Origin of the sequence: Xanthomonas sp. NCPPB 3761 (assembly GCF_041475705.2) — a bacterium.
Classification (GTDB): Bacteria; Pseudomonadota; Gammaproteobacteria; order Xanthomonadales; family Xanthomonadaceae; genus Xanthomonas; species Xanthomonas phaseoli.
This window is the reverse complement of the sequence record NZ_CM191262.1, coordinates 1,342,100-1,363,235: the sequence shown is the minus strand read 5'-3', so window position 1 is coordinate 1,363,235 and position 21,136 is coordinate 1,342,100. Positions and strand designations below refer to the sequence as shown.

Sequence of the window (21,136 nt, the reverse complement as noted above, 5' to 3'; positions counted from 1 at the left end):
GGGGGTCACATGCAAGCATGGGCAGTGGTGATGGCAATGACAATCACCCGAAATGGTCACGCATCGCCGCGACAGCGTGCAGACACCGGACAAGCGTACGCGAGCGCGTGCTGCGGCCGGTCAGGCGCATGCAGCTGGTGAAGACCGCACGCGTTCGGCGTGGGGAAATCCGGCGCGGCCAATACACCCGGCAAGCAATCATCCGCCAGGCGCAGACCGCGCATGGCCAACGCAGGGTCCGCATGGTGCATCCCGCAGATCAACGCCTGTGCGCACCTGGCGGTGACTTTGTGAGGTGCCCCATCAATCGAGCCCAAGCCGGTGCACTACGACCGCACAGGCTCCCAATGTGGCCCATGCTGCCCGGCCGCCATGCGCTGGGCCGGGCGCACGCGAAACACCACACTGATGCGCTCGCCCACCGCGCGCGTGGTCTTGGCAATGCCGTGCACATGCGTGTGTTGCGAGGCGTGGCTCATCGCCAGCAGGCTCCCCGCTGCCAGCTCCAGTGCGACTGCCCGCGCGCTGCCGTCCTTGGCGCGCAGTTGCATCCGGCGCGGTGCACCCAGCGACAGCAGCGCGATCGGATGCGGTGCCACCAGCGTGTGCAGCGCGTCGTGATGCATTGCCACGCTATCGCGCCCATCGCGGTACAGATTCAAGCCCACCGCGTTATACGGCGCCGGGAGCACCGCCTGCACCGCATCGAGCAAGCGCTGCAGCGGCAATCCCGCAGGCCATGTGTCATCCAACCGATACGAGGCCAGCAGGCGCGGCACCTCCACCACCCGGTCGTACATTTCGCGGCGCTGGCTGCGCCAATCGGCGCCCTCGCGCAGTGCGTCGAACGCGGCCTGCGCCAGTGCGGGCGGCAACAGCTGCGGCCAATAGCGCACGCCACCTTGCTGGTCGTGCAGCACCTGCAGCGGTGCGATGGAAGCGTTGAACAAATCCATTAACGCAATATGCGGGCGCCTGCAGCAGATTTCAGCGCCACGCCTTCGTCGCCCATGGCGCCAGCCCGACCAGTTCAGCTTCACGCTGCGGTACACAAAGCGCCGCACCGTTCTCACGTACGGCGATCAAGCATGCCTGCTCGTTTTCGTGGAGAGATTGCATCCATTGCTTCCCTGCCCACGTGGTGATTCCCAGCGTGTCCAGCGGCATCGGGCAAGCACCTGGCATTGCCGCGGCATCGACGGTGGCGACCGGCGGCTCCCCGGATTGCGCGCACGCTCTCCCCGCGACAAAGTGTTGATCGGTGCCGCCACTGCAGCAGTGGCGGGTTTGGCGGTGCTGGCGTCACGGCGCAGGGAAATGGCTGCGGTATGCGATTGCGTTGGCGACCGTTGCGCGTTCTCGCTGGCGATTGCCTAACGCGGATCACGCGGAGAATACAGACTGGCATCCATGCAGCACGACAGCCGCCAGATGTGCCGCGGTGCGTGCCCAAGCCACCACATCGATCACGCGCGCCTGCTCAGCGAACCCAACCATGACCACGATGGCCATCGCATCCTCTCACCTGTAGCGCGCCCGCTCAGCTGTGCTACGGTCCGGCGCTGCATCCGCCTGGAGCACTTGGCATGTCGTCTCGCTTGATCGCCCCACGTCGGGCTCGTTGGCTGGCAGTGCTTGCCGCCGTCGTCGCAGTGTTTGGCAACGCGGCGCCGCGCACGCCCGCAACTGCCTTCGACGCAGTGGACCCGTTCATTGGCACCGGTGGCGAAGGCCATACCTATCCAGGTGCCACGGTGCCGTTCGGCATGGTGCAGCTGAGCCCGGATACGCAAATCAAGCCGCGCAAGGACGCCTACGGCTGGGCAGCTGGCTATCGGCATAGCGACACCACCATCGTCGGGTTCTCGCATACGCATTTTTCCGGTTCCGGGCATTCGGATCTGGGCGACATCCTGCTGATGCCGCAGGCCGGCGACATCAAGCTCGAACGCGGCGACGCCAGCAAGCCGGGCAGCGGCTATACCGCGCAGTTCGACCACGCCAGCGAACAGGCGCAGCCCGGCTATTACGCAGTGACCTTGAAAGACCGCAACATCCGCGCCGAACTCACCGCCAGCGCGCGCGTGGGCGTGCATCGCTATCAGTTTCCCAAAGGCACGCCGGCGCATGTGCTCATCGACCTGCGCACCAGCCTGTACGACTACCCCGGCAAGGTGCAGTGGTCGCGGCTGCGGGTGCGCAGCGATGGCACGGTGACCGGCTTTCGCGAAACACGCGGCTGGGCGCCCGGCCGGCAGCTGTATTTCGCCATGCGCTTCTCGCGTCCGCTCACTGCCACGCAACTGCATGACACCGAACAGGACACCCCATACAAGGGTTTCCCACCACCGGGCGAAAAGAATCCTGCGCAGCGCGCGCAGATCGAAGGCCGGCAACTGGTCGGTGTGTTCGACGTGGCCAACGACGGCACACCGCTGGTGGTGAAGGTGGCGCTCTCGCCGGTCAGCGAGGCCGGCGCCATCGCCAACCTCGACGCCGAAGTGCCTGGCTTCGATTTCGATCGCGTACGCACCGATGCACGCGCACAATGGACGCAGGCGTTGTCGGCGATCGATGCACAAGGCACCACGCAACAACGCACCCAGCTCTACACCGCGCTCTATCACACCCTGCTGGGGCCAACGCTGTTCATGGACAGCGACGGCCGCTACCGCGGGCCGGACAATGCGGTGCATCAGGCAAATGGCTGGACCAACTACTCCACCTTCTCGCTGTGGGACACCTACCGCGCCTTGCATCCGCTGCTCACCCTGGTGCAGCCGGCCCAACGCAGCAGCGACGTGGTCAATTCCCTGCTCGCCTCGCGTCGCGAAAGCGCCTACGGCATCCTGCCGATATGGGCATTCCACGGCCTGGAAACCTGGTGCATGATCGGCTACCACGCCGTCCCGGTGATTGCCGACGCGTACATGAAAGGCATCGGCGGCTTCGACGCAGAGGAAGCCTTGCAGGCCATGGTCGCCAGCGCCAACTACGGCCCTTACGATGGCATTGCGCAATACCGCGAGCTGGGCTACGTGCCCATCGACGAAGAAGGCGAAGCCGCCTCCAAGACGCTGGAATATGCCTTCGACGACTGGACCATCGCGCGCATGGCCGACAAGCTCGGCAAGCCCGCCATCGCTGCAGAATTCAACAAGCGCGCCGGCAACTGGAAGCATGCCTTCGACCCGGCCACCGGCTACATGCGCGCGCGCACCCGCGCCGGCAACTTCCGCGAGCCATTCGACCCATCTGACAGTGGCTACGGCAGCGACTACACCGAAGGCAATGCGTGGCAATACTCCTGGTACGTGCCGCAGGACGTGGCCGGGCTGGCTGCCGCGCATGGCGGCGACGACAACTTGCTTGCCCGGCTGGATGCAGTGTTCGATGCCACGGTGGACCCGAAGATCTTCGAGCACATGGAAGACATCACCGGCCTGATCGGCTGGTACGCGCACGGCAACGAACCCAGCCACCACGTTGCCTATCTGTATGCGTATGCCGGCCAACCGTGGCGCACGCAGGCGCGCCTGACCCAGATCATGCGCAGCCAGTATCACGCCAGGCCCGAGGGCCTGGCCGGCAACGACGATCTCGGCCAGATGTCGGCCTGGTACGTGTTCACCACGCTGGGCTTCTACCCGGTGGCGCCCGGCAGCAACCAGTACGTCATCGGCCGCCCGTTCCTGCCGCGTGCCACGCTCAACCTGCCCAATGGCAATCGTTTCTCGATCATCGCCGAAGGCGTGAGCGATGCACGCAGCTACGTCGGCAGCGCCACGCTCAACGGCAAACCGCTGACCCGCGCTTATGTGACACACGAGGAAATCCAGGCTGGCGGCGAGCTGCGTTTCCGTATGCAGGCGACACCGAATCCGCGATGGGCCACCGACCCGGCGCAGCGGCCGTATTCGATGTCGGCGCAGCTGCAATGATCCAACGCCGTTGCGAGATGTAGCGCCCGGATGATCCTGCAGGGATGCATCCCGCAGGAAATGAGGTGTCTGCGCGGCTCCACCGAATGTTCGCTACATTTGGTCTGCGGCCCCTGGAGTGGCCCTGGCCAACTGCCTCAGTCGTGGGTCCGCATGCGCAAGCCGCATGCACCGCGCTCGATCACCGCTGCCATGCAGCCAGCGGTGCCAGCGTCGTCGACTCCTGCGCAACGCATGCGTTTGTCTTGCGTCAGTTTCTGAATGCGACGTCTCCGGGGCGATGGCACCGCATGCACCGCGGTCACGTATTCACACGATGCACAACTTTCGTTCACCGATATGCATCGCGCCGCTTTCCACACTGGCCGCCATCGGTACGCACGACGACTGCGTGCCCGCCCTTCCCCCAATGCAGGAGCATGTGCATCCAGCACCAAGAATCAGTACGAAATGCAGAACCCGTTGACCCAGTTCCCGCAACCGCAATTTCCGGAACAAACCCAGCAAGCGCCGGGCACTGTCCACGAGCTGCAGCCCAAGGCAGACCATGGCGAGCAGAGCTACAAGGGCTTTGGTCGGCTGCAGGGTCGCAAGGCCCTGATCACCGGCGCCGATTCCGGCATCGGGCGCGCCACCGCCATCGCATTTGCACGCGAAGGTGCCGATATCGTGCTCAATTACCTGCCGGAAGAAGAACAGGACGCTGCCGAAGTCGTGCAACTGATCCAGGCAGAGGGGCGCAAAGCCATCAGCGTTCCGGGCGATCTCAAGAACGAGCAATTTTGTACCCAACTCGTGGATCGGGCGGTGAAAGAGCTTGGCGGACTGGATGTACTGGTCAACATCGCGGGTAAGCAGACCGCCGTGAAAGACATCGCGGACATCACGACCGAGCAGTTCGACGCCACCTACAAGACCAACGTCTATGCGATGTTTTGGCTGTGCAAGGCGGCCATCCCGCATTTGCCGCCGGGTGCCTCCATCATCAATACCGGTTCGATCCAGTCGTATCAGCCCTCGCCTACGCTGCTCGACTACGCCTCCACCAAGGCGGCCATCGTCAACTTCACCAAGGGGCTGGCGCAGCAGATCGCCGAGAAGGGGATTCGCGTCAACGCAGTCGCGCCCGGACCGGTGTGGACGCCGCTGCAGCCCAGCGGTGGTCAGCCGCCGGAAAAGATTCCCGATTTCGGCTCTGAAACGCCGCTCAAGCGCGCCGGCCAGCCGGTGGAAATGGCGCCGCTGTATGTGATTCTTGCATCGCAGGAATCGAGCTACGTCACCGGCGAAGTGTTCGGTGCCACTGGCGGCCTGTTGCTGTCTTGAGCCATCCCGGCGCTGAGTTTCGACGCGATGCCACCGGCGCCTTGCCGATCGCCGCTTATGCGGCGATCGGTGACGGGCGCTCGGTGGCGTTATGCGGTGCAGACGGCAGCATCGATTGGTGGTGCGTGCCGAAGATGGACTCGCCGCCGTTGTTCGATCGCCTGTTGGATGCAGGCGAAGGCGGCTATTTCGCCCTCACGCCGCAACAGCTGCAGCACGTGCAGCGCAACTACCGCGATGGCAGCAATATCCTCGAAACGACCTTCAGCACCGGCACCGGCAGCGCACGCCTGACCGAGTCACTCAACAGCGGCGAAGCCGGCCGGCTGCCGTGGTCGGAACTTGCGCGACGCATCGAAGGCATCGAAGGCCGCGTTGTCTTCGACCTGATCTACCGGCCCGGCACACGTGCCAGAGAAGCCACCCCCTGGCAAAGCGAGACGCCGAACGGACGTGTGCATCACGTCGGTTCGCTCATGACCATGCTGCGCTACGACGAGAGTGCAGCGCAGCTAGTGCGGTGCGATGACCGCGGCGTGCACGTTACGCTGGCGATCCACGCAGGCGACACCCAGGTCGTAGCACTGCTGGCCGCCGAAGACGATGCGCTGCCAGTGCCCGCGCTGGAAGACATCGGTGGGCGCATCGAGCGCAGCGACCAGGAGTGGCGCGAGTGGAGCGGCAACCTGTCTTACGACAAGAGTTACCGCGATGCGGTCGTGCGCTCTGCGCTGGCGCTCAAGTTCCTGTGGTTTTCGCCTACCGGCGCCATCGCTGCTGCGGTCACCACGTCATTGCCGGAACAGATTGGCGCAAACGGCAATTGGGATTACCGCTATGCCTGGGTCCGCGATGCCGCCTACACCACCAAGGCCTTCCTGCGCGTGGGTGCATTGGCCGACGCCAAGGCCGCGTTTAGCTGGTTGATGCGCACCATCCGCCAGCACCGGCCCGGCGTGCGCCCCTGCTACACCCTGGATGGCGCGTTGGTGCCCGACGAGCGCGTGATCGACGTTCCCGGCTATCGCAACACGCGCCCGGTGCGCGTGGGCAACACCGCCAACACCCAGCTGCAGCTGTGCCTGTACGGGGATATCTTCGAAATGGCCGCGCGCTTCCTCGATGCAGGCCACATCCTGGACCAGGAAACCGCACGTCAGTTGTTCGAGCTCGGCAACGAATGCGCAGACACCTGGATGCGCAAGGACGCCGGCTTCTGGGAATTGGAAACCGCCCAGCATTACACCATGTCCAAAGTGGAATGCTGGCTGGCACTGCGCCGCGCCACCGAGCTGGCCAAAGCCGGCCACCTCTCCACCGCGATGCTGCCACGCTGGGAGCGCGAGCAGGCGCGGATTCTGGAGTGGATCGACACGCACTGCTGGTCCGACGCCAAGCAGGCATACACTTTTTACGCGGGCACCGACGACCTGGACGCAAGCCTGCTGTTGGCCTCGCGCTTTGGGCTGGGCGGCCCGCGCCGCGAGCGCATGATCGCCACCCGCGATGCCATTGCCGCAGAACTCGGCAGCGACGCATTGCTGCACCGCTACAGCGGCATGCAACAACGCGAAGGAGCATTTATCGCCTGCTCGTTCTGGCTGGTCGAAGCCTATGGGCTGCTCGGCGAGCGTGCCGAAGCCAGGCGCTTGTTCGAACAGTTGCTGGAACAGCTGGGCAACGATGTCGCACTGATGCCCGAGATGCTGGACACCGCCACTGGCGCCGGCCTGGGCAACGTACCGCAAGGCTTGAGCCACCTCGCGCTGATCCACGCAGCGCTGGCCGTAGAGGGCGAATAAGCGCAGCGCAGCATCTGTCCCCGCCCGTGCACCAGGCTGCCATCAGCAGACGCTTTTCCCCGTCGGCGGAGGCGGACACCTCGCGAATGCGGCTGCGCCAGAGCGCAGCTCGAACCATTGCGTCGATTCGCTTACTGCGCCATTACCACCGTCTGGATCGCGTGCGCGGGAATCTCCAACGTGCTGGATGCTTCGCCCACATACAGATTGTAGGCAATGGCCACGTCGCTGGCATTCATGACCACCATGGCCAGGCTGCCATCGGTGTTGACAAACGCGGTGGTCGCCAGATTGCTGCGGCTACTGGCCGCGCTGACCCGCCGTGCGCCCGGCCGGATGAATTTGGAGAAGTGGCCGATATACCAATAGCTCGGCGTATAGGTCACCTCGCCGGTGCGCGTATCGGCATGCACCGGCGCAAAGCAGTAATTGCCTACATGGTTCGGCCCACCCTGTTGGTCGAGCAGAATGTTCCAGTCCGTCCAGCCCACTGCGCCATGATTGAGGTCGTTGATGATGGCCGTGCCGTAGCGTTCGCCATTGGGCCAATACTGCAACTTGGCCGGGTCGAACTTTTCCACCGCCGCTTCGGTCAACAGCAGGTGCTTGTCCGGGTAGGCCTGCGCCACTGCCGCCACGTTCTCCACCATCGGCTCGAATCCGGCCCAGGTTTCGTACCAGTGGAAGCCCATGCCCCACGCATATTTTGCCGCCTCCGGATCATCGAAGATCACATGCGCGCGGTGCACCATCATGTCGCGGTTGTGGTCCCACACGATGATCTTGCGATCGCCGTAGCCGGCGCTGGCCATGGTTGGCCCAAGATGATTCTTCAGGAAGTCGCGTTCTTCCTCGGCCGAAAACAGCATCGACTCCCAGGTCTGCACCGCCATCGGCTCGTTCTGCAGGCTGATGCCCCAGATGGGGATGCCCGCTTTTTCGTAGGCCGCGATAAACCGCGTGTAGTAGCTTGCCCAGGCCTGCGCGTACTCGGGCAATAGCTTGCCGCCCTTGAGCATGGTCTTGCTGTCTTTCATGAAGGCCGGCGCACTCCACGGGCTGGCGAACGTGGTGAGCTTGCCGCCGGCCGCCGCAATGGCCTGGCGCAACATCGGGATGCGGTACTTGGCATCGTGCTTGACCGAAAAACTCTTCAGCGCCGCGTCGCCCTCCTTGATGTAGGTGTAGCTGCCGCTGCTGAAATCCGAGCTATGGATGGTGGTACGCGCCAGCGTGTAGCCGATGCCCTGTTGCGGATCGTAGTAGGCCGTGAGCAACGCACGTTGCGTACGCTTGGGCAGCTTGGCAAAGGTCTCTGCGCTGGAATCGGTGATCGCACCACCAATACCCAGCACCTGCTGAAACTGCCGCTGCGGATTGACGAAGATGGAGTTTTCTTTTTCGGTCAATGCATGGCCGGCAACAGGCGCGGCCGCCGTGCTGGCGCGCATCTGTTGCGTGGCGCCTTGGGAGCTGGTGTAGATGCGCAATGCGCCAGCGCTACGCGTCGCTGGCGAGGCCGCATCTGGCGCTGCTGCAGCCGCGGCAGGTGCCACGGCTTCCGTTGCGGCGCTCGCGCTGCCCACCGTGCCCAGCCCCATCCCCAGCATTCCCATCACCGACCACGTCATCGCTCGCTTCACCGCGCACCCTCCCAGGTAGATCGCGCAAGCCTAACCGACCAACGCGCCGCAGCATCGCACGACAAACGAGCGCAAGCGCAACGCGGTGTGGCATTCATTGGTTCTTCCATCAGCAGAGGGGCTTGGCTGCAGCACAAGCATTCCTTTTTCCCGGCGGGACATTGCCCCCCCTTCACGGGGGAGAAGGTGGCGCGCAGCGCCGGATGGGGGTACGTGCGCACGTGGCGTTGCCGGCAGCGCGTGATGCATTACAAACAGCGAGAAATATAAGACGTCAATCTGCACCAATCCCGGCAACCGTACCCTCACCCCAACCGCTCTCCCGGCGGGAGAGGGGCTCAGCTGCAGCGCCAACATGCTCCTCTGCCGTCTGGAAAAGGGCTTGATCACCCACGCGACAAACGGTCCAGGATGCCCGGCACTTCCGGCGGAATCTCGCGCGCCAAAAAGCCCACCGTGCCGACCCGCTTTGCGAGCTGTCTGCCGGCCGCTGCATGCACGAATACGCCCCATAGCGCTGCGGTCAATGCATCGCTGCCCCGAGCAGCGAAACCTGCGATCAACCCGGCCAAGGTGTCGCCCGAACCCGAGGTGCCCAGCCCGGGCACACCACCGCGATGCACCCACAACGCACCGTCCGGCCCGGCGATGAAACTGTCCGCGCCCTTGACGATCACCACGCTGCGCATTTTCCGCGCGAAGACCAGCGCGTATTCGCCGGGCGCCGCTTCCACCGCGGCCTTGTCGTCGCCAGCGAGGGTTGCCATTTCGCCGGCATGCGGCGTCAGCACGAATGGGCGCCCGGGCGGCGCACGCAAGCTGCGCACTAGCGCACCGGCGTCCAGCACCAAGGTACAGACCACCTTGGCAGCGGCCAGCTTGACCAGCGCCGTTGTCGTCGTCGTCGAGGCCATGCCCGGCCCGATCACGGCCGCGTCGCAGGCGGCCAGCGCCGCGTCCAACGCACGATGCCCGCGCGTAATCTCGCCCTGCCCGCTCTGCCCCAGCCCCAGCACCAATGCCTCGGGCACCGCCAGGGCCATCGCCGGCGCCACGCTGGCAGCGGTGGCGATCTGCAATTTGCCGGCGCCCGCGCGCAATGCAGCTTCCCCGGCCAGCAACGCCGCACCGGGCACGCGCATCGACCCACCGACCACCAACACGCGCCCCCGCTGCTCCTTGTCGCCGCCGGGCGATGGCAGCGGCATCGCACGCAGTGCGGCAGCGGTCAGCGTGCGAAGGCGTGCGGCGGCCATCAGCGCGCTCCGGCCGGGCGGTCGGATTCGGTGGTCACGGCTCGTCGGCCAGCTCTGGCGGCACGAACTTGGTGCGCACCAATTGCAGCGATTGCCCATCGGCCGCGGCCGCATATTCGGTGACGCCACAATTGGGCACATCGCCTTCGCGGTCGATGGCCAGGATGGTGGCCTCGTCCATTCGCTCGATCAGGTAACGGAAGCAGTTGACGATGACCTGGTGCCCCACGATCAGCACGCGTGCACCCACATGATTGCGCTGCAGGTCGCCCACGATGCTGCGCAACCGAAAGATCACATCGCACCAACTCTCGCCACCAGGCGGGCGAAAATAGAACTTGCCCACCAGCTTGCGTTGCTCGGCCAGCGCCGGAAACGTCGCCAGGATACCGGCCGTGGTGTAGCGGTCGAGCACGCCGAATTCCTTCTCGCGCAGCCGCTCGTCCACGCTGACCGCATCGGCCGGCTGGCCGAGCGCACGTGCCACCGCAGCGGCGGTTTGCCGCGCGCGCACGTAGGTGGAACTCAGGATCAAGCTCGGCCGCTCGTGTTCGGGCAGCCCAGCCATCCACGCGCCCAATGCCTCGGCCTGGCGCTCGCCCAGTTCCGAGAGCGGCACGTCCGCATCGCGATGCTCCAGGTCGATCAACGTCGCCCCATTGGATTCGGCCACATCGCGCGCCACGTTGCCCGCGCTTTGCCCATGCCGCACCACCCACAAGCGCGCCGGCCACTGCGCCGACACCCCCGCAACCGCACTGTTCTCACTCACACCCATCTCCTGCATCACGTCGGCACCACGTGTCGCACAGCCGCCGTGAACAGCTGGTCGACCATGCCTGCGGCCGTGCGCGGCCGCGCCACCGGTGTCATGCATGAGCCCGCACATCGCGCACGTTGCAAGAACCATGCGCCATAGCACAGACCAGCGCGGCTCCAACGGATGCGTAACCCTGGCTCGGTATACTGCAGGCCCCCAACACCTAGCTCGCCCATGTCCAACGTCCTTCAGCTGCGCACCGCAAAACAGCGCGAAGAGCTCCTGGTAGACGACGTATTGGACGCGGCCGAACGCTGCATCGACGAGATCGGCCTTTCGGCCACCAGCTTCGAACTCATCGCCGAACGCACCCGTCTGTCATGCGGCAGCCTGCTGCAGCGCTTCGAAGACAAGGACGCGTTGGTGCGCGCATTGCTCGAGCGCAACTACATGCGCGCCATCCGTCAGATGTGGCTGGTGGAACGCCCGGCCAATGTGCACGTGGTGGACTTCATCGCCGGCCTGCTCGAAGACTGGCTGCTGCAGGAAATCAATATCAAGCGCACCCGCATCGACCTGGAGCTGCACCTGGCAACGCTACGCGACCCGGTGCTGGCCGCCTTCATGCGCCGGCAGAGCGCATCGCTGATCGAACACCTCAGCGCATTGCTCAAGCGCCTGCTCCGCGGCCACACCGACACCGCCAGCAGCGAACAGGAATTCCAGGCCCGCGTGTTCGCCGTTGCCGCCATGTGCGGCGGCCTGCACAGCGTGATGACCAGCGGCATGGAACTCAACCGCATGCATCTGCAGCTGATCCTGCGCGAGAGTTTGTCGGGCATTCTCAAGTCGGCGCCGGTGTAGTCCGAAGCAGCACTGCGCGGCGATTGCCGGGCGCGCTCCCGACAGCTGCCAGCTGCCAGCGTGCATTCAATCTGCCGAAGACGGCGATGCTTGCTCCGCTGCACGGGCCCTGGCCGCCTGCAAAAGCTGGGTGACCAAACGGTGCGCATCGTCGCCAACACCGCCGGCCGCGTTCCACAGTTCCGGCGGCAAGCGAGAACGCTCCACCGTCATGAGGTGCAGCAGATCCTTGGCTAGCGCAATCCGCTCGCCTTCGTTCATGGCAGGACCGGGATTGTCGTCATCCGGCGTGGTCACCATCTCCACCGCCGCATCCAGACAGGCTTCGGTGGCCCCCAATTCCCGCGCCCGCAGTGCTTTTTGTCGTGGCGTTTGCGCGCGTATGTACCAGGAAGCGAGCGACTCGATGGCCTTGAAGCCACCGTATGCCGCCGCCGCGCCAAGCATCGTCTTGGCACCTTCCGAAGCGACCCTCTCGTTATAGCTGGGGTCAACCGCGAAGCCGCTTTGCCCCCCGTAGACATAAAACTGGGCCAAGCCACTCGCAAACGCGAATCCAGCGCCCTGGGCAGCAGTCTCCGCCGCGTCGTGTACGAGGTGGGCCACACGCAACCCGGCGGCTTGTTCCTGCGGCTGCGCGCCGTGGGCGAAAGCCCCCCGGGCCGGCCTGAGCGGCGCCTCACGGACAGGCCGCCGTGGCAGAGCCTGGGCCAGCTGCGGATTGGCATGCGGGTCGTGCACACGTGCACAGGGGCCGGCATCGGACTCGGCAGCCCTCTCTTCCTGGCCCTGCCTCGCACCCCTGCGCACTGCCGTCGTCATTGCCACAGGATGCATACATCACCTCGCCTAGATGGATGGAATCCCATTGTTCTGTTGCGCAATCGCCAATGCACGGCATTGGCCGAACAGGCGTGACCGAAGGCGAAACGCGCACCACGTTCCTGACGCATTGGATGGCACTCATGACCAATCCAGGCCAAGCGCCCTACTGGACGATCGACTGCCGGCCATGTGCTAATGATCTAGTGCCGCGCATCGAACACGGTGCAATCGCGCGCCATGTGCAAGTCGGCGTCGATGTCATCCCGAAGCAGCACTGTGCGGCGCTTGCGGGCCGCGCCCCAGCACCTGGCCGGCAGGCGCGCTTACGCTGCCGACGACGTGGACGCCTATTCCGCTGCACGTGCTCTGGCGGCCTGTAGGAGCCGGGTGACCAGGCCGTGCGCATCGTTGCCGGCCCCGCTCGCTGCTCGCCATAGGTCTGGTGGCAGACGGGAACGTTCTACCGTCATGAGGTGCATCAGATCCCTGGCCAATACCAGCCGCTCGCCTTCGTCCATGGCAGGACCAGGAGGGTCGGCGTCCAATCTGGTCACCATGTCGACCGCCTGATCCAGGCAGGTCTCGGTGGCTCCCAACTCGCTTGCGCGCTGCGCCTTGGTCGGCACTTCGTACCACCGGCTTTGCGCCTCCACGTAACGCGCGGCCAATACGTCGGCCAGACCCATTCCCAGGAATGCGGCCAGCGCTCCCACTGCCTGGTAGCCACTGACCACAGCAAGATTCTTGTAATACAGATCATCGTTGAGATAGCCGTACGCCGCCGCGGCAGGTGCCTGGAGCGCCGCAAACCCGCCCCATACGGCGGCCCCGGCGGCGCCTAAATGGGCCATCGTTCGCCCTAGATTGACGAGGGGGACGCCACGCGGCGTGCCAGGCGCCCTCAGCGGCGCCTCGCGCACGGGCCGCCGCGGCAGGCTCTGCGCCAGTTGCGTATTGGCGTGCGGGTCGCTGGCCGGTGCAGACGGGCCGGCATCTGCCACCGTCGCGCCCTCTTGCTGTTCGCGCCTGGCGCCTCGGCGCGTGGCGGACGTCAATGCTAAAGGTTGCATGGTCACTTCTCCGCTATCGACGCGCTCCATTGTTTCCCAGCGTCATCGGGCATGACGCATCCGGCCGAAAAGCCGTTGCCGAACACGAAACAAGCGGCGCTGCGCATGCCATAGCGCGCAGGCGGTGCACGCCCGCAACAGCGCATCGCTGCAGGCAAGCGGTCAGGGTGGCTGGCGGTCGTGTTGCAAGCGTGCGTTGTCCACCACCGCAGGCGCCGAGCCAACGCGTCAAATGCCAACACCAGCAGCCCTGCCGCAACTTCGCCCACGCCTGCACTGCTTCGTGCATTGCACCCGATGCATGCACCACTGCCTCAATGATGCCGAGGGTGACGCAGCCGGCTGCGCTGCTGAGTGGCTCGCGATGCCAGCGGGCGCACTCCAGCTGCCGCATGCCGCGTGTTGCACGCGAACCGCCAGAGCCACCTCCCCGGATCGTTGACCAGACTGGCCTCGACCATGAAACAGATCTCCGGCAACTTCACTTGTCCTTCCACGGCACTGCGCGCAGACGCAGAGTGCGATGCGCCCGAAACTGCGCAGGCGCCCGAGCAGCACCGCCCGCCCCATCCTGTCGCAGACCATCCGCTCAACCTGCTGGAAAAAAGAAGAAGCACCACCGGCGTGCTCGCCGACGAGAGCAAGCGCCTGGAGGTCGTGGTGCCCCGCCTGCAGGCATCGCTGGCACCGCACACCTGGTCCTCATCCAGTAGCGACTCGCCAACGACGCCTGTCACCGGCCGCAGCCCCCGTCTCAGCCCGCAGCCCGGTTCACCGACCTGGGCCTGCCTGCTGGAGACGCCGCCGCGCACAGCGGCACTTGCGGGCGCCGACAGCAGTGACGCGTTCCAGAACTTGCGCTACGCACGTCGGCTGGTCAGCGACATGCGTCACGCGCGGCAGCACGTGGTGCTGAGCCCGCGCCTGGTGAAATCGCTGACCAGCCGATCCGAACGCCCGGACTTGATCCAGAAGCTCTCGGCGTTGAAGCCCGGCGCCGTGGATGTAGACAGCGGTTTTCTCCAGGTGACGCTGGAAAGCGGGCACGCAGGCACTGCAGCAACGCTGCACACACTGCCGACCGTCGGCACCGGCGCCTCCGCCTCGACCTATGCAGTTCGGCTGGCCGAAGATCTTTGGCAGGACGGGCAAAATTGCGGCCGCGACTTCATCTTCAAGGCCTTGTTGCGCATGGACTCGCAACAGCCGATCCCACCGACACTGTACGACCCTGTCACCGTTGCAGACGCTCAGGGCTTGCAGCAACGGATCGATGCGCGCAAAGCCATGATCTTCCAGGAGTATCAGATGATCAGGTCGGTCGATGCAGTGCCGTATATCGTGCGCGCCCACGGCGTGGTGCAGATCGAACACACCTTCGGCATTTTGCTGGAGAAAATCGACGGCATCAGCGTGCGCAGCATGATTGGCCGCGCACGCACGGCGCTGCAGCAAGGCACCATCACCGCATTGGAGTACCTCGGCCTGGCCAGGCAGCTGATGGCCGATGTGCTGGTGGGCATTGCCTGCTGCGAAGACGCCGGCATCGTGCATCAGGACATCTCGCACAACAATGTCATGTACGACCAACCCATGAAGATCTTCCGGCTGATCGACATGGGGCTGGGCTCAGAAGAAGGCGACCCAAACCGCGGCGGCACACCGGGCTTCTACGACTTGAGCAGCCCTGCCAGGCACGCGCGCGATGTCTACAGCGTGGCGCAACTGCTGGTGCATGTGCTCAAGCGCCCCGACTACAACATGGGCATGATCGGGATCAATCGCGCCAAGACTGCAGACACCTTCCCCTTCATGGATGCGTTGCAGGCGCTCCCGGACGACCACAAACGCACGGTGGTGCGCTTCTTCAACAGCATGCTGGACGACGGCGCCGGCGAGCGCACCAAGGCCGAGATCCTGCTGCGCGACCCATTTTTTACCGAACCGCCGCTCCCGCCGCGTGATCGGATGCATCGCACCTATGAAAAATTGAAGCGCTTGGCTTCTTTTTAGAAGTAACTACTTTTAGAAGCACTCACGGTTACAGGTGAGCGCGAACCGATGGGTTATGTGATGTGTATTGGCGTGGCCTAGAAGTGCGGGATTGAGAGACAAGTGACGTAAGTGTGCATGCAAGCGCGCAGTCTGGGCGCTGATTCGGGGATCAATCGGCACCGCTGCGTGCTGCCATACGCGTGCCGGTCAATGCGTCCATTGGCGGGGGTGATCCATACGGTAACAAGATCCAGACGGCACAACACGTCATGGCAATGGATGCGCGCCTTCGATGACAGCGCCCTCCACGTCGTCGCAAGCTTCAAGGTTTTCTTTGCAGACCTAAGCCGACGCAATGGGCCGTGGACGCTGAAACACAACGCTCGCATGTGCCAGATGCCACCGCGCACTAGACGCTGCGACGCACCTGAGAAGCGCTCATACACAGAACTTATCTGAGAGATACGCCGATCAAGGTCCGGCCCGCCTGTGCACCTGCTTGTGTGGCACTACTAGATCCTCGGGCTTCAATTCCACACCCAAGGCCGCCTCATTCCATATTCCGGAATATGGAATGAGGCGAACGAAGTATTTGTGCAGGCAGTCTCAGCTACACGCCGCGTGGTGCAGTGGTCTAGAGGTCACAAGCAAAATCCAACCCTCACCCAATGCTTCGTGGCTTGATAGCCTCTTCCTGCATCACCCCTCTCTCTTGCGCCTGACACTGCGCTTGCGCCAACGCACGCGCATCGAGCTCTTGCAGCTTAGCCAGCGATTGCTCCACCGGCGTATTGACGGCCACGTCGGTGGGCATGCTGGCACGCAAGTGAGCCGGATTGCTGGGCTCGCCCTGCACCACGAAGACGGTGGCACCGGCGGCTGCACGCGGTGTCTGGTTGCTCAGCAGCACGTGGTCGATGCGCTCAAGCCCATGCTCACTCGCCAGATTGGCCAGGCTGGCGCTCATCCGCTCGCTGTGCGCATCGCTGGCGCGGCCCATGCTGGCGTCCAACCGGCCAACCAAGATGCTCGCCTGTGCATGCAATGGATGAGGCGCGGGCTGGGCATCTTCTGCGTCTGCCTGCCGTGGCCTCACAGGCGCAGGCGCCGCAGCTCCGCCGTGCTGCCGCTGCGGCTGGGCCGGCGGATGCCCCGGCTGTTCCTGTCCTGGCTGTGCCCCTTCATGCCCTCGCCCCTGGTCCAATTGCTGCTCCCGCACCGGGCCAGGAGTCGTGCTGGTCAGCACGTATTGCCAGCGTGTCTTCCGGGTTGCCTTGAACCGCGGCGATGAACCCATCGTATTCGGCTGGATGAATTGTCTGGCAGCCAGCCGAATCCGTACTACCGCTGGAACCGCGATGAATCTTGAAGGTGTCGTTGAGATCCTGCACACCGTTGAGATCGGCTCGATCAAACCAGCCGTCCGCATTGCTATCCCGCTGTACCCCGCCCCGCCCTGCCTCCACCGCAGCCTGACTTGGGCGTAATGCGTTGTCTTGGGTGCCTGGCCGGCTGGCATTTGGGTGCTGCCCCATCCGCATCTCGATGGTGCCTTCGCTCAGGCGACCGAGATCCCTGATGCCATCGGCATTGACGTCCTCGCCTTCGATCTTCCTGGGCCTGGTGATGCTCTCAAAGCCCGGCGACGGTGCAAATGTCCTGTTCTCCATGCCGCCTTCCGCAAGCGGGCGCCGCCCCGTGTTGCCTGCATGATGATCGTACTGTGCAGTCGGCTCGGTGCTTGCTTGCTGGGCGACCTGCGTATGACGCGTGCCATCGGCATCCTTCCACAGTACGACCAGGCGGTCGTTGTAGACGCCCGTGCCGCCCTGAGCTTCGTTGATGGCAGGGGTTGCCGGATCGTCGCTACGCAAGCTTCCGGCATGCGCGCGATCCTGCATGGCCGCAAGCGTTGAGTTTTCCTGGCGAAGGCCTAAGACCACGCGCTCGTTGGGTCGCGAGAGTGCCTCGCGCGCGGCTTCGTTCCCTCTCACCTGTACGATGCTGGCGTAGACTTCATAGCGCTGTGAGTCGCTCAAGGCAGCCATTTGCGTCTGCGGCGGAATTGCTGGCTGGTTTGACGCGGCTAGTTGCAAGCGTTGCAGCACACTGGCATCCGCAACGGCGACCGGCCCGTGTTGTTGATTGGCGATTGCACCGGCGGACGCTGCGCCGACGTAGCGATCCAGTGCGTCACGCACGACCTCTGACTGGCCTTGTCTGCGCTCATCAAGCATGCGCAGCGCCTCGGCCTGCCGATTGGCGTTGAACAACGCAGAAATCTGGTCGGCAGTCGCACGGATGTCTAAATCGTTGGATCTCGCCATTTCGCTGCTCCTTGCAGAAGTGGTCACTCGCTGATGAAACGGTCCTCACCATCTGGATAATCCGCACATGCCGGTTCGCCTGTGCGCTGCTGGCGGCACGGCCACTGCGCTCTGGGAACCCGTTCCACCAGCTCGAAGCGTTCGCCTGTCCAACGAAGAAAACCAAAATGGGCGTAAGACCCGACGCGCTTCGGGTCATCGGTGGCCAGCGGCTGGTCAGGATCGAATTCCATCAACCATCGCATTGTCGGCGCCACGGGTAGCTTGTCGTCGAACAGAAAAAGCTCCGAGCCGCCGTGGTCGTTTCGCCGGGCAACATCTTCTGCAGTCAGGCTAGGCGCTGGCGGAAACACCGCTGCACTGACATCGCGTGCGGTGCCGTCCTTGGTGACGCTATACGCTTTTCGCCCCTTGCCTGACTGGCACGCGAGGCCTGCCTCGCCCGCAGCGCATTTCACCGACCAAACCAAGTACACCGTTTTTTCGGGATCAGCACTTTCGAACGAACGGATCGTCAGATCACCCGCAACCACGGTGAAATCAGCACGACGTCCCAAGCCGGGTGCGGCCACGTACACGGCATCGCGCAAGCTGGCTTCGCGCTTTTGCAGCGAGGCGTCAACCATATCTGCGGGCAGGGCAAGCAGCGCACGCGCCATATGCGCAGGTGCCAGGCCTTTGCAAAATCCGTCCCTTAGCAAAGGTGCGGGTGAGGAACCCTGTGATTGCGTACGATCCACACAGACGGCGCCCATCTGCCGTTCCAGTTTGAAGGGCACCCAAGGTGAAGGCGTGGCAGCAGGCGCCTGAGGAAAAGACGATGCTTCGTGTGCACCACTTGGCGGTTTTGCGGCAGCCTGTTCCATCGAAAGCCGTGCACACCCAAGCGTCATGATGGGCACCAGCGCGGTTGCCAAGATGCACTGCATCAGCTTCTTCATGGGCATCCTTGAACGAAGAGGGCGAACGACCCGGACTGTGGCCGTATGAGCAGGCTCGGTCAAGTCACTGATCGCAGACGAAAACAGTTCAGCGACACTCTCATTTTGGGACTGAAATAGACGCTGCATCCCGCAAAGACGCCATCTGGTATGGACTCAGCGCGACTGTCCGGGGTGAACAGCAATTCGGATGGTTCGGAACGTTCAACCAATACGCTGCGTGCGGCTCCATGTGATCGCCAGCATTGCACAAAGAGATGGAAGTGGCCTGTGTTAAAGCCAGCCTAAAGCATGGATGACCCATAAGCGCTGCCCTGTCCTTCCTGATTTGCCGCACCATTCATCCGACAACGACTTCGCCTGAGCGACAGCCGATCACGACCATCTCGTACTACCTGCCCATCGACCGTACTGGGTAGCGGCAAGCGCACCTCGATTAGCGAGCAGGTGCGCTCACGCCATCGAAATCCATCTGCTGCCGCGCCCGCCCTGCCCTACCCACGCAACGCCGCCCGAATCCCCTCCCCCGCCAGCCGCGCACTCGCCAACAAGCGCTCCAGGCTCTGCCCATGCCGGGCGCTGGCGGACAGCCCGGCCATGGTGGTGCTGACGAAATCCGCCAGCCGGTCTGCGTCTTCCGGGCGCTGCTGGGCGATGTGGGTGCGGATCAACTCCTGGGCGGCGACATGAAAACCGCAGGCCGCCTCGCGCGCCTGCGCGTCGTTGCTGCGCGTGCCTTCCAGCACCAGGCAGCCGGTGGCGGCGGGGTCTGCGACATAGCAGCGGGCGGCGTGCTCCAGTACATCGGCCAGCGCGTCGGCCAGCGGTCGGTCGGCGTCCAGGAGTTGCGGCAGCGGGATCGCGCCGGTCTGCGCATAGCGGTCGAGGATGCGCGCGTACAGGCCGGCCTTGCTGCCGAAGGCGGCGTAGAAACTGGGTGGGTTGATGCCCAGTGCCGCGGTGAGATCGGCCACGCTCAACGCGTCGTAACCGCGTGCATGGAACAGCTGCTGCGCGGTGGCGACCGCTTGCTCCGCGTCGAACGCCCGCGGCCGGCCGCGGGCCCGTGAGATTTCTGTAGTCATCGTTACAAAACCCTTGACGGCAAGCGAAATATATTATGTATTGCTCGCTACATTAATAGCGAGGTAGGTACATGTCAGCGTTCAAGAACAAGTCGGTGTTGGTGCTTGGTGGCAGCCGGGGAATTGGGGCCGCGATCGTGCGGCGCTTCGTGGCCGAAGGTGCGCGAGTGACGTTCACCTATGCCGGCTCTGCCGAGGCGGCGCAGCGCCTGGCCGGCGAAACCGGCAGCACCGCGGTGCTGGCAGACAGCGCCGATCGCGATGCGGTCATCGCCACAGTGCGCCGCAGCGGGCCGCTGGATGTGCTGGTGGTGAACTCCGGCATTGCGTTGTTCGGCGATGCGCTGGACCAGGATCCGGACGCGGTAGACCGGCTGTTCCGCATCAACGTACACGCGCCCTACCACGCCGCTGTCGAGGCCGCGCGGCAGATGCCACCGGGCGGCCGCATCATCGTGATCGGCTCGGTCAACGGCGACCGCATGCCGCTGCCAGGCATGGCCTCTTACGCGCTAAGCAAATCCGCGCTGCAAGGGCTGGCCCGCGGGCTTGCGCGCGACTTCGGGCCGCGCGGCATCACCATCAACGTGGTGCAACCGGGCCCGATCGATACCGACGCAAATCCAGAAAACGGACCGATGAAAGACCTGATGCACAGCTTCATGGCGATCAAGCGCCACGGCCGCGCCGAGGAAGTGGCTGGCATGGTGGCCTGGCTGGCGGGCCCGGAAGCGAGCTTTGTGACTGGCGCGATGCATACGATCGACGGTGCATTCGGGGCATGAAGCAACGAGGTCTGCATTGATCGCACTGCAGCTCGCCACGTCGCGCGACGGAGGGCAGCAAACGCCCTCCGTCCACACGCATGGCGAGTTGCTGTTGCATCACCAGCATCGTGATTCACGCGCATGATCCTGTTGCGTCGCCAATGATCGTCGCCCCATGTCTTGCGGCGTATTGCACCTGCAATCGCTGGCCTGGCCTTGCATATCCTGTTGCCACTGCGTTGCCTATAGTTCGCAAAAAACCCTGCAATGGAATGACCAATGCGCAGGCCGGTGCCTGCCATGTGCGTGCTGCCGATGTGGCGGTGCGCACGCCGGTTGAGCAGTCGCTGCAGCAGCTGGAAATGGCCAGCGTGGAGCGGCAACCAACCCTGGCGCAGAGCCAGCAGCAAGACATGGACAATCGGGTTCGCGAGAACATGTCGATGCGCATGGCGTGATGCACGCAGTCAACCGCAGCCGGTCGGCAGGCGCGCCGAAGCCAGACGCGGCGCGCAGAGCGGCAGCACGACTCGG

Annotated in this window: 18 protein-coding genes and 3 pseudogenes; 8 read left to right on the top strand and 13 right to left on the bottom strand. The window is 64.3% G+C overall.

Annotated elements, in window-relative coordinates:
* Positions 1–43: 43 nt before the first annotated feature.
* The 4 genes and pseudogenes from ACCQ00_RS06020 to ACCQ00_RS06005 all read right to left on the bottom strand — a co-directional run bounded on the left by ACCQ00_RS06020 (position 44) and on the right by ACCQ00_RS06005 (position 1,512).
* Positions 44–251: pseudogene (locus ACCQ00_RS06020) on the bottom strand (hypothetical protein).
* A 75-nt stretch (positions 252–326) separates the two neighbouring features.
* Entirely contained in the window at positions 327–956 is a 630-nt protein-coding gene (locus ACCQ00_RS06015; protein WP_039573032.1) for an alpha-ketoglutarate-dependent dioxygenase AlkB, read from the bottom strand.
* Positions 957–987: 31 nt separating this feature from the next.
* Positions 988–1,167 (bottom strand): hypothetical protein, encoded by a 180-nt coding sequence (locus ACCQ00_RS06010; protein WP_039573035.1) that lies wholly within the window; start codon positions 1,165–1,167, stop codon positions 988–990.
* 216 nt (positions 1,168–1,383) lie between these two features.
* A complete protein-coding gene (locus ACCQ00_RS06005; protein WP_039573039.1) occupies positions 1,384–1,512 on the bottom strand; it encodes a hypothetical protein in 129 nt (42 codons plus the stop codon).
* Between the two features lie 74 nt (positions 1,513–1,586).
* Here ACCQ00_RS06005 and ACCQ00_RS06000 point away from each other — a divergent pair, with 74 nt between their 5' ends.
* The 3 genes from ACCQ00_RS06000 (at position 1,587) to ACCQ00_RS05990 (ending at position 7,069) form a co-directional block, all read left to right on the top strand.
* Positions 1,587–3,941 carry a GH92 family glycosyl hydrolase gene (locus ACCQ00_RS06000; protein ID WP_039573041.1) on the top strand — a complete coding sequence of 785 codons (2,355 nt, stop codon included), beginning with the start codon at positions 1,587–1,589 and terminating at the stop codon, positions 3,939–3,941.
* A gap of 450 nt (positions 3,942–4,391) precedes the next feature.
* A complete protein-coding gene (locus tag ACCQ00_RS05995; RefSeq protein ID WP_039573043.1) occupies positions 4,392–5,267 on the top strand; it encodes an SDR family oxidoreductase in 876 nt (291 codons plus the stop codon).
* Positions 5,264–7,069, top strand: coding sequence for a glycoside hydrolase family 15 protein (locus ACCQ00_RS05990; protein WP_039573046.1), 1,806 nt, complete (start codon positions 5,264–5,266; stop codon positions 7,067–7,069). Before ACCQ00_RS05995 ends, ACCQ00_RS05990 begins: the two co-directional genes overlap by 4 nt.
* Before the next feature lie 131 nt (positions 7,070–7,200).
* Here the strand turns inward: ACCQ00_RS05990 and ACCQ00_RS05985 are convergent, their stop codons facing one another.
* The 3 genes and pseudogenes from ACCQ00_RS05985 to ACCQ00_RS05975 form a co-directional block, all read right to left on the bottom strand.
* Positions 7,201–8,679: a glycoside hydrolase family 30 protein gene (locus ACCQ00_RS05985; protein ID WP_039583383.1), complete on the bottom strand. Its 1,479-nt coding sequence runs from the start codon at positions 8,677–8,679 to the stop codon at positions 7,201–7,203.
* Between the two features lie 419 nt (positions 8,680–9,098).
* Complete coding sequence (locus ACCQ00_RS05980; RefSeq protein ID WP_039573052.1) at positions 9,099–9,968, bottom strand: NAD(P)H-hydrate dehydratase; 870 nt, start codon at positions 9,966–9,968, stop codon at positions 9,099–9,101.
* A pseudogene (locus ACCQ00_RS05975) lies at positions 9,968–10,746 on the bottom strand (histidine phosphatase family protein). Before ACCQ00_RS05975 ends, ACCQ00_RS05980 begins: the two are co-directional and overlap by 1 nt.
* 216 nt (positions 10,747–10,962) lie before the next feature.
* Between ACCQ00_RS05975 and ACCQ00_RS05970 the strand changes: the two are divergent.
* On the top strand, positions 10,963–11,592 hold the full coding sequence (locus ACCQ00_RS05970; RefSeq protein WP_025981762.1) for a TetR/AcrR family transcriptional regulator: 630 nt from the start codon (positions 10,963–10,965) through the stop codon (positions 11,590–11,592).
* A gap of 66 nt (positions 11,593–11,658) precedes the next feature.
* On the opposite strand, the gene xopAV (ACCQ00_RS05965) is transcribed toward ACCQ00_RS05970, so the two are convergent.
* Positions 11,659–12,414, bottom strand: coding sequence for a type III secretion system effector XopAV (xopAV, locus tag ACCQ00_RS05965; protein ID WP_039573077.1), 756 nt, complete (start codon positions 12,412–12,414; stop codon positions 11,659–11,661).
* A 350-nt stretch (positions 12,415–12,764) separates the two neighbouring features.
* Positions 12,765–13,517, bottom strand: a complete 753-nt coding sequence (gene xopAV / locus ACCQ00_RS05960; RefSeq protein WP_039583382.1) for a type III secretion system effector XopAV — start codon at positions 13,515–13,517, stop codon at positions 12,765–12,767.
* A 408-nt stretch (positions 13,518–13,925) separates the two neighbouring features.
* Here xopAV (ACCQ00_RS05960) and xopAU point away from each other — a divergent pair, with 408 nt between their 5' ends.
* Complete coding sequence (gene xopAU, locus ACCQ00_RS05955) at positions 13,926–15,500, top strand: serine/threonine protein kinase (protein WP_039573058.1); 1,575 nt, start codon at positions 13,926–13,928, stop codon at positions 15,498–15,500.
* A 643-nt stretch (positions 15,501–16,143) separates the two neighbouring features.
* Here the strand turns inward: xopAU and ACCQ00_RS05950 are convergent.
* Together ACCQ00_RS05950 and ACCQ00_RS05945 are read right to left on the bottom strand one after the other, a co-directional pair.
* Positions 16,144–16,482, bottom strand: a complete 339-nt coding sequence (locus tag ACCQ00_RS05950; RefSeq protein WP_369908156.1) for an XVIPCD domain-containing protein — start codon at positions 16,480–16,482, stop codon at positions 16,144–16,146.
* 181 nt (positions 16,483–16,663) lie between these two features.
* Positions 16,664–17,530 carry a hypothetical protein gene (locus tag ACCQ00_RS05945; RefSeq protein WP_080950256.1) on the bottom strand — a complete coding sequence of 289 codons (867 nt, stop codon included), beginning with the start codon at positions 17,528–17,530 and terminating at the stop codon, positions 16,664–16,666.
* A gap of 42 nt (positions 17,531–17,572) precedes the next feature.
* Between ACCQ00_RS05945 and ACCQ00_RS05940 the strand changes: the two are divergent.
* Positions 17,573–17,791, top strand: a pseudogene (locus ACCQ00_RS05940) (hypothetical protein).
* Positions 17,792–17,832: 41 nt separating this feature from the next.
* Here the strand turns inward: ACCQ00_RS05940 and ACCQ00_RS05935 are convergent.
* Together ACCQ00_RS05935 and ACCQ00_RS05930 are read right to left on the bottom strand one after the other, a co-directional pair.
* Positions 17,833–18,750, bottom strand: a complete 918-nt coding sequence (locus ACCQ00_RS05935) for a hypothetical protein (protein WP_080949165.1) — start codon at positions 18,748–18,750, stop codon at positions 17,833–17,835.
* 494 nt (positions 18,751–19,244) lie between these two features.
* Positions 19,245–19,835 carry a TetR/AcrR family transcriptional regulator gene (locus tag ACCQ00_RS05930; protein WP_039572824.1) on the bottom strand — a complete coding sequence of 197 codons (591 nt, stop codon included), beginning with the start codon at positions 19,833–19,835 and terminating at the stop codon, positions 19,245–19,247.
* Positions 19,836–19,906: 71 nt separating this feature from the next.
* On the opposite strand from ACCQ00_RS05930, the gene bdcA reads away from it, so the two are divergent.
* Both bdcA and ACCQ00_RS05920 read left to right on the top strand, forming a co-directional pair.
* The gene (gene bdcA, locus ACCQ00_RS05925) at positions 19,907–20,620 is read left to right on the top strand and encodes an SDR family oxidoreductase (protein ID WP_039572826.1); all 714 of its coding nucleotides are present in this window, start codon (positions 19,907–19,909) and stop codon (positions 20,618–20,620) included.
* Positions 20,621–20,874: 254 nt separating this feature from the next.
* The gene (locus ACCQ00_RS05920; protein WP_039572828.1) at positions 20,875–21,060 is read left to right on the top strand and encodes a hypothetical protein; all 186 of its coding nucleotides are present in this window, start codon (positions 20,875–20,877) and stop codon (positions 21,058–21,060) included.
* The last annotated feature ends 76 nt before the right edge of the window (positions 21,061–21,136 follow it).

What these genes read in the sequence shown, in the direction of transcription:
- ACCQ00_RS06015 (WP_039573032.1), bottom strand. Translation starts at nt 956, where the DNA reads ATGGATTTGTTCAACGCTTCCATCGCACCGCTGCAGGTGCTGCACGAC.
- ACCQ00_RS06010 (WP_039573035.1), bottom strand. Translation starts at nt 1,167, where the DNA reads ATGCCGCTGGACACGCTGGGAATCACCACGTGGGCAGGGAAGCAATGG.
- ACCQ00_RS06005 (WP_039573039.1), bottom strand. Translation starts at nt 1,512, where the DNA reads ATGGCCATCGTGGTCATGGTTGGGTTCGCTGAGCAGGCGCGCGTGATC.
- ACCQ00_RS06000 (WP_039573041.1), top strand. Translation starts at nt 1,587, where the DNA reads ATGTCGTCTCGCTTGATCGCCCCACGTCGGGCTCGTTGGCTGGCAGTG.
- ACCQ00_RS05995 (WP_039573043.1), top strand. Translation starts at nt 4,392, where the DNA reads ATGCAGAACCCGTTGACCCAGTTCCCGCAACCGCAATTTCCGGAACAA.
- ACCQ00_RS05985 (WP_039583383.1), bottom strand. Translation starts at nt 8,679, where the DNA reads ATGCTGGGGATGGGGCTGGGCACGGTGGGCAGCGCGAGCGCCGCAACG.
- ACCQ00_RS05980 (WP_039573052.1), bottom strand. Translation starts at nt 9,968, where the DNA reads ATGGCCGCCGCACGCCTTCGCACGCTGACCGCTGCCGCACTGCGTGCG.
- ACCQ00_RS05970 (WP_025981762.1), top strand. Translation starts at nt 10,963, where the DNA reads ATGTCCAACGTCCTTCAGCTGCGCACCGCAAAACAGCGCGAAGAGCTC.
- xopAV (WP_039573077.1), bottom strand. Translation starts at nt 12,414, where the DNA reads ATGACGACGGCAGTGCGCAGGGGTGCGAGGCAGGGCCAGGAAGAGAGG.
- xopAV (WP_039583382.1), bottom strand. Translation starts at nt 13,517, where the DNA reads ATGGAGCGCGTCGATAGCGGAGAAGTGACCATGCAACCTTTAGCATTG.
- ACCQ00_RS05950 (WP_369908156.1), bottom strand. Translation starts at nt 16,482, where the DNA reads ATGGGCCGCGCCAGCGATGCGCACAGCGAGCGGATGAGCGCCAGCCTG.
- ACCQ00_RS05945 (WP_080950256.1), bottom strand. Translation starts at nt 17,530, where the DNA reads ATGGCTGCCTTGAGCGACTCACAGCGCTATGAAGTCTACGCCAGCATC.
- ACCQ00_RS05935 (WP_080949165.1), bottom strand. Translation starts at nt 18,750, where the DNA reads ATGAAGAAGCTGATGCAGTGCATCTTGGCAACCGCGCTGGTGCCCATC.
- ACCQ00_RS05930 (WP_039572824.1), bottom strand. Translation starts at nt 19,835, where the DNA reads ATGACTACAGAAATCTCACGGGCCCGCGGCCGGCCGCGGGCGTTCGAC.
- bdcA (WP_039572826.1), top strand. Translation starts at nt 19,907, where the DNA reads ATGTCAGCGTTCAAGAACAAGTCGGTGTTGGTGCTTGGTGGCAGCCGG.
- ACCQ00_RS05920 (WP_039572828.1), top strand. Translation starts at nt 20,875, where the DNA reads ATGACCAATGCGCAGGCCGGTGCCTGCCATGTGCGTGCTGCCGATGTG.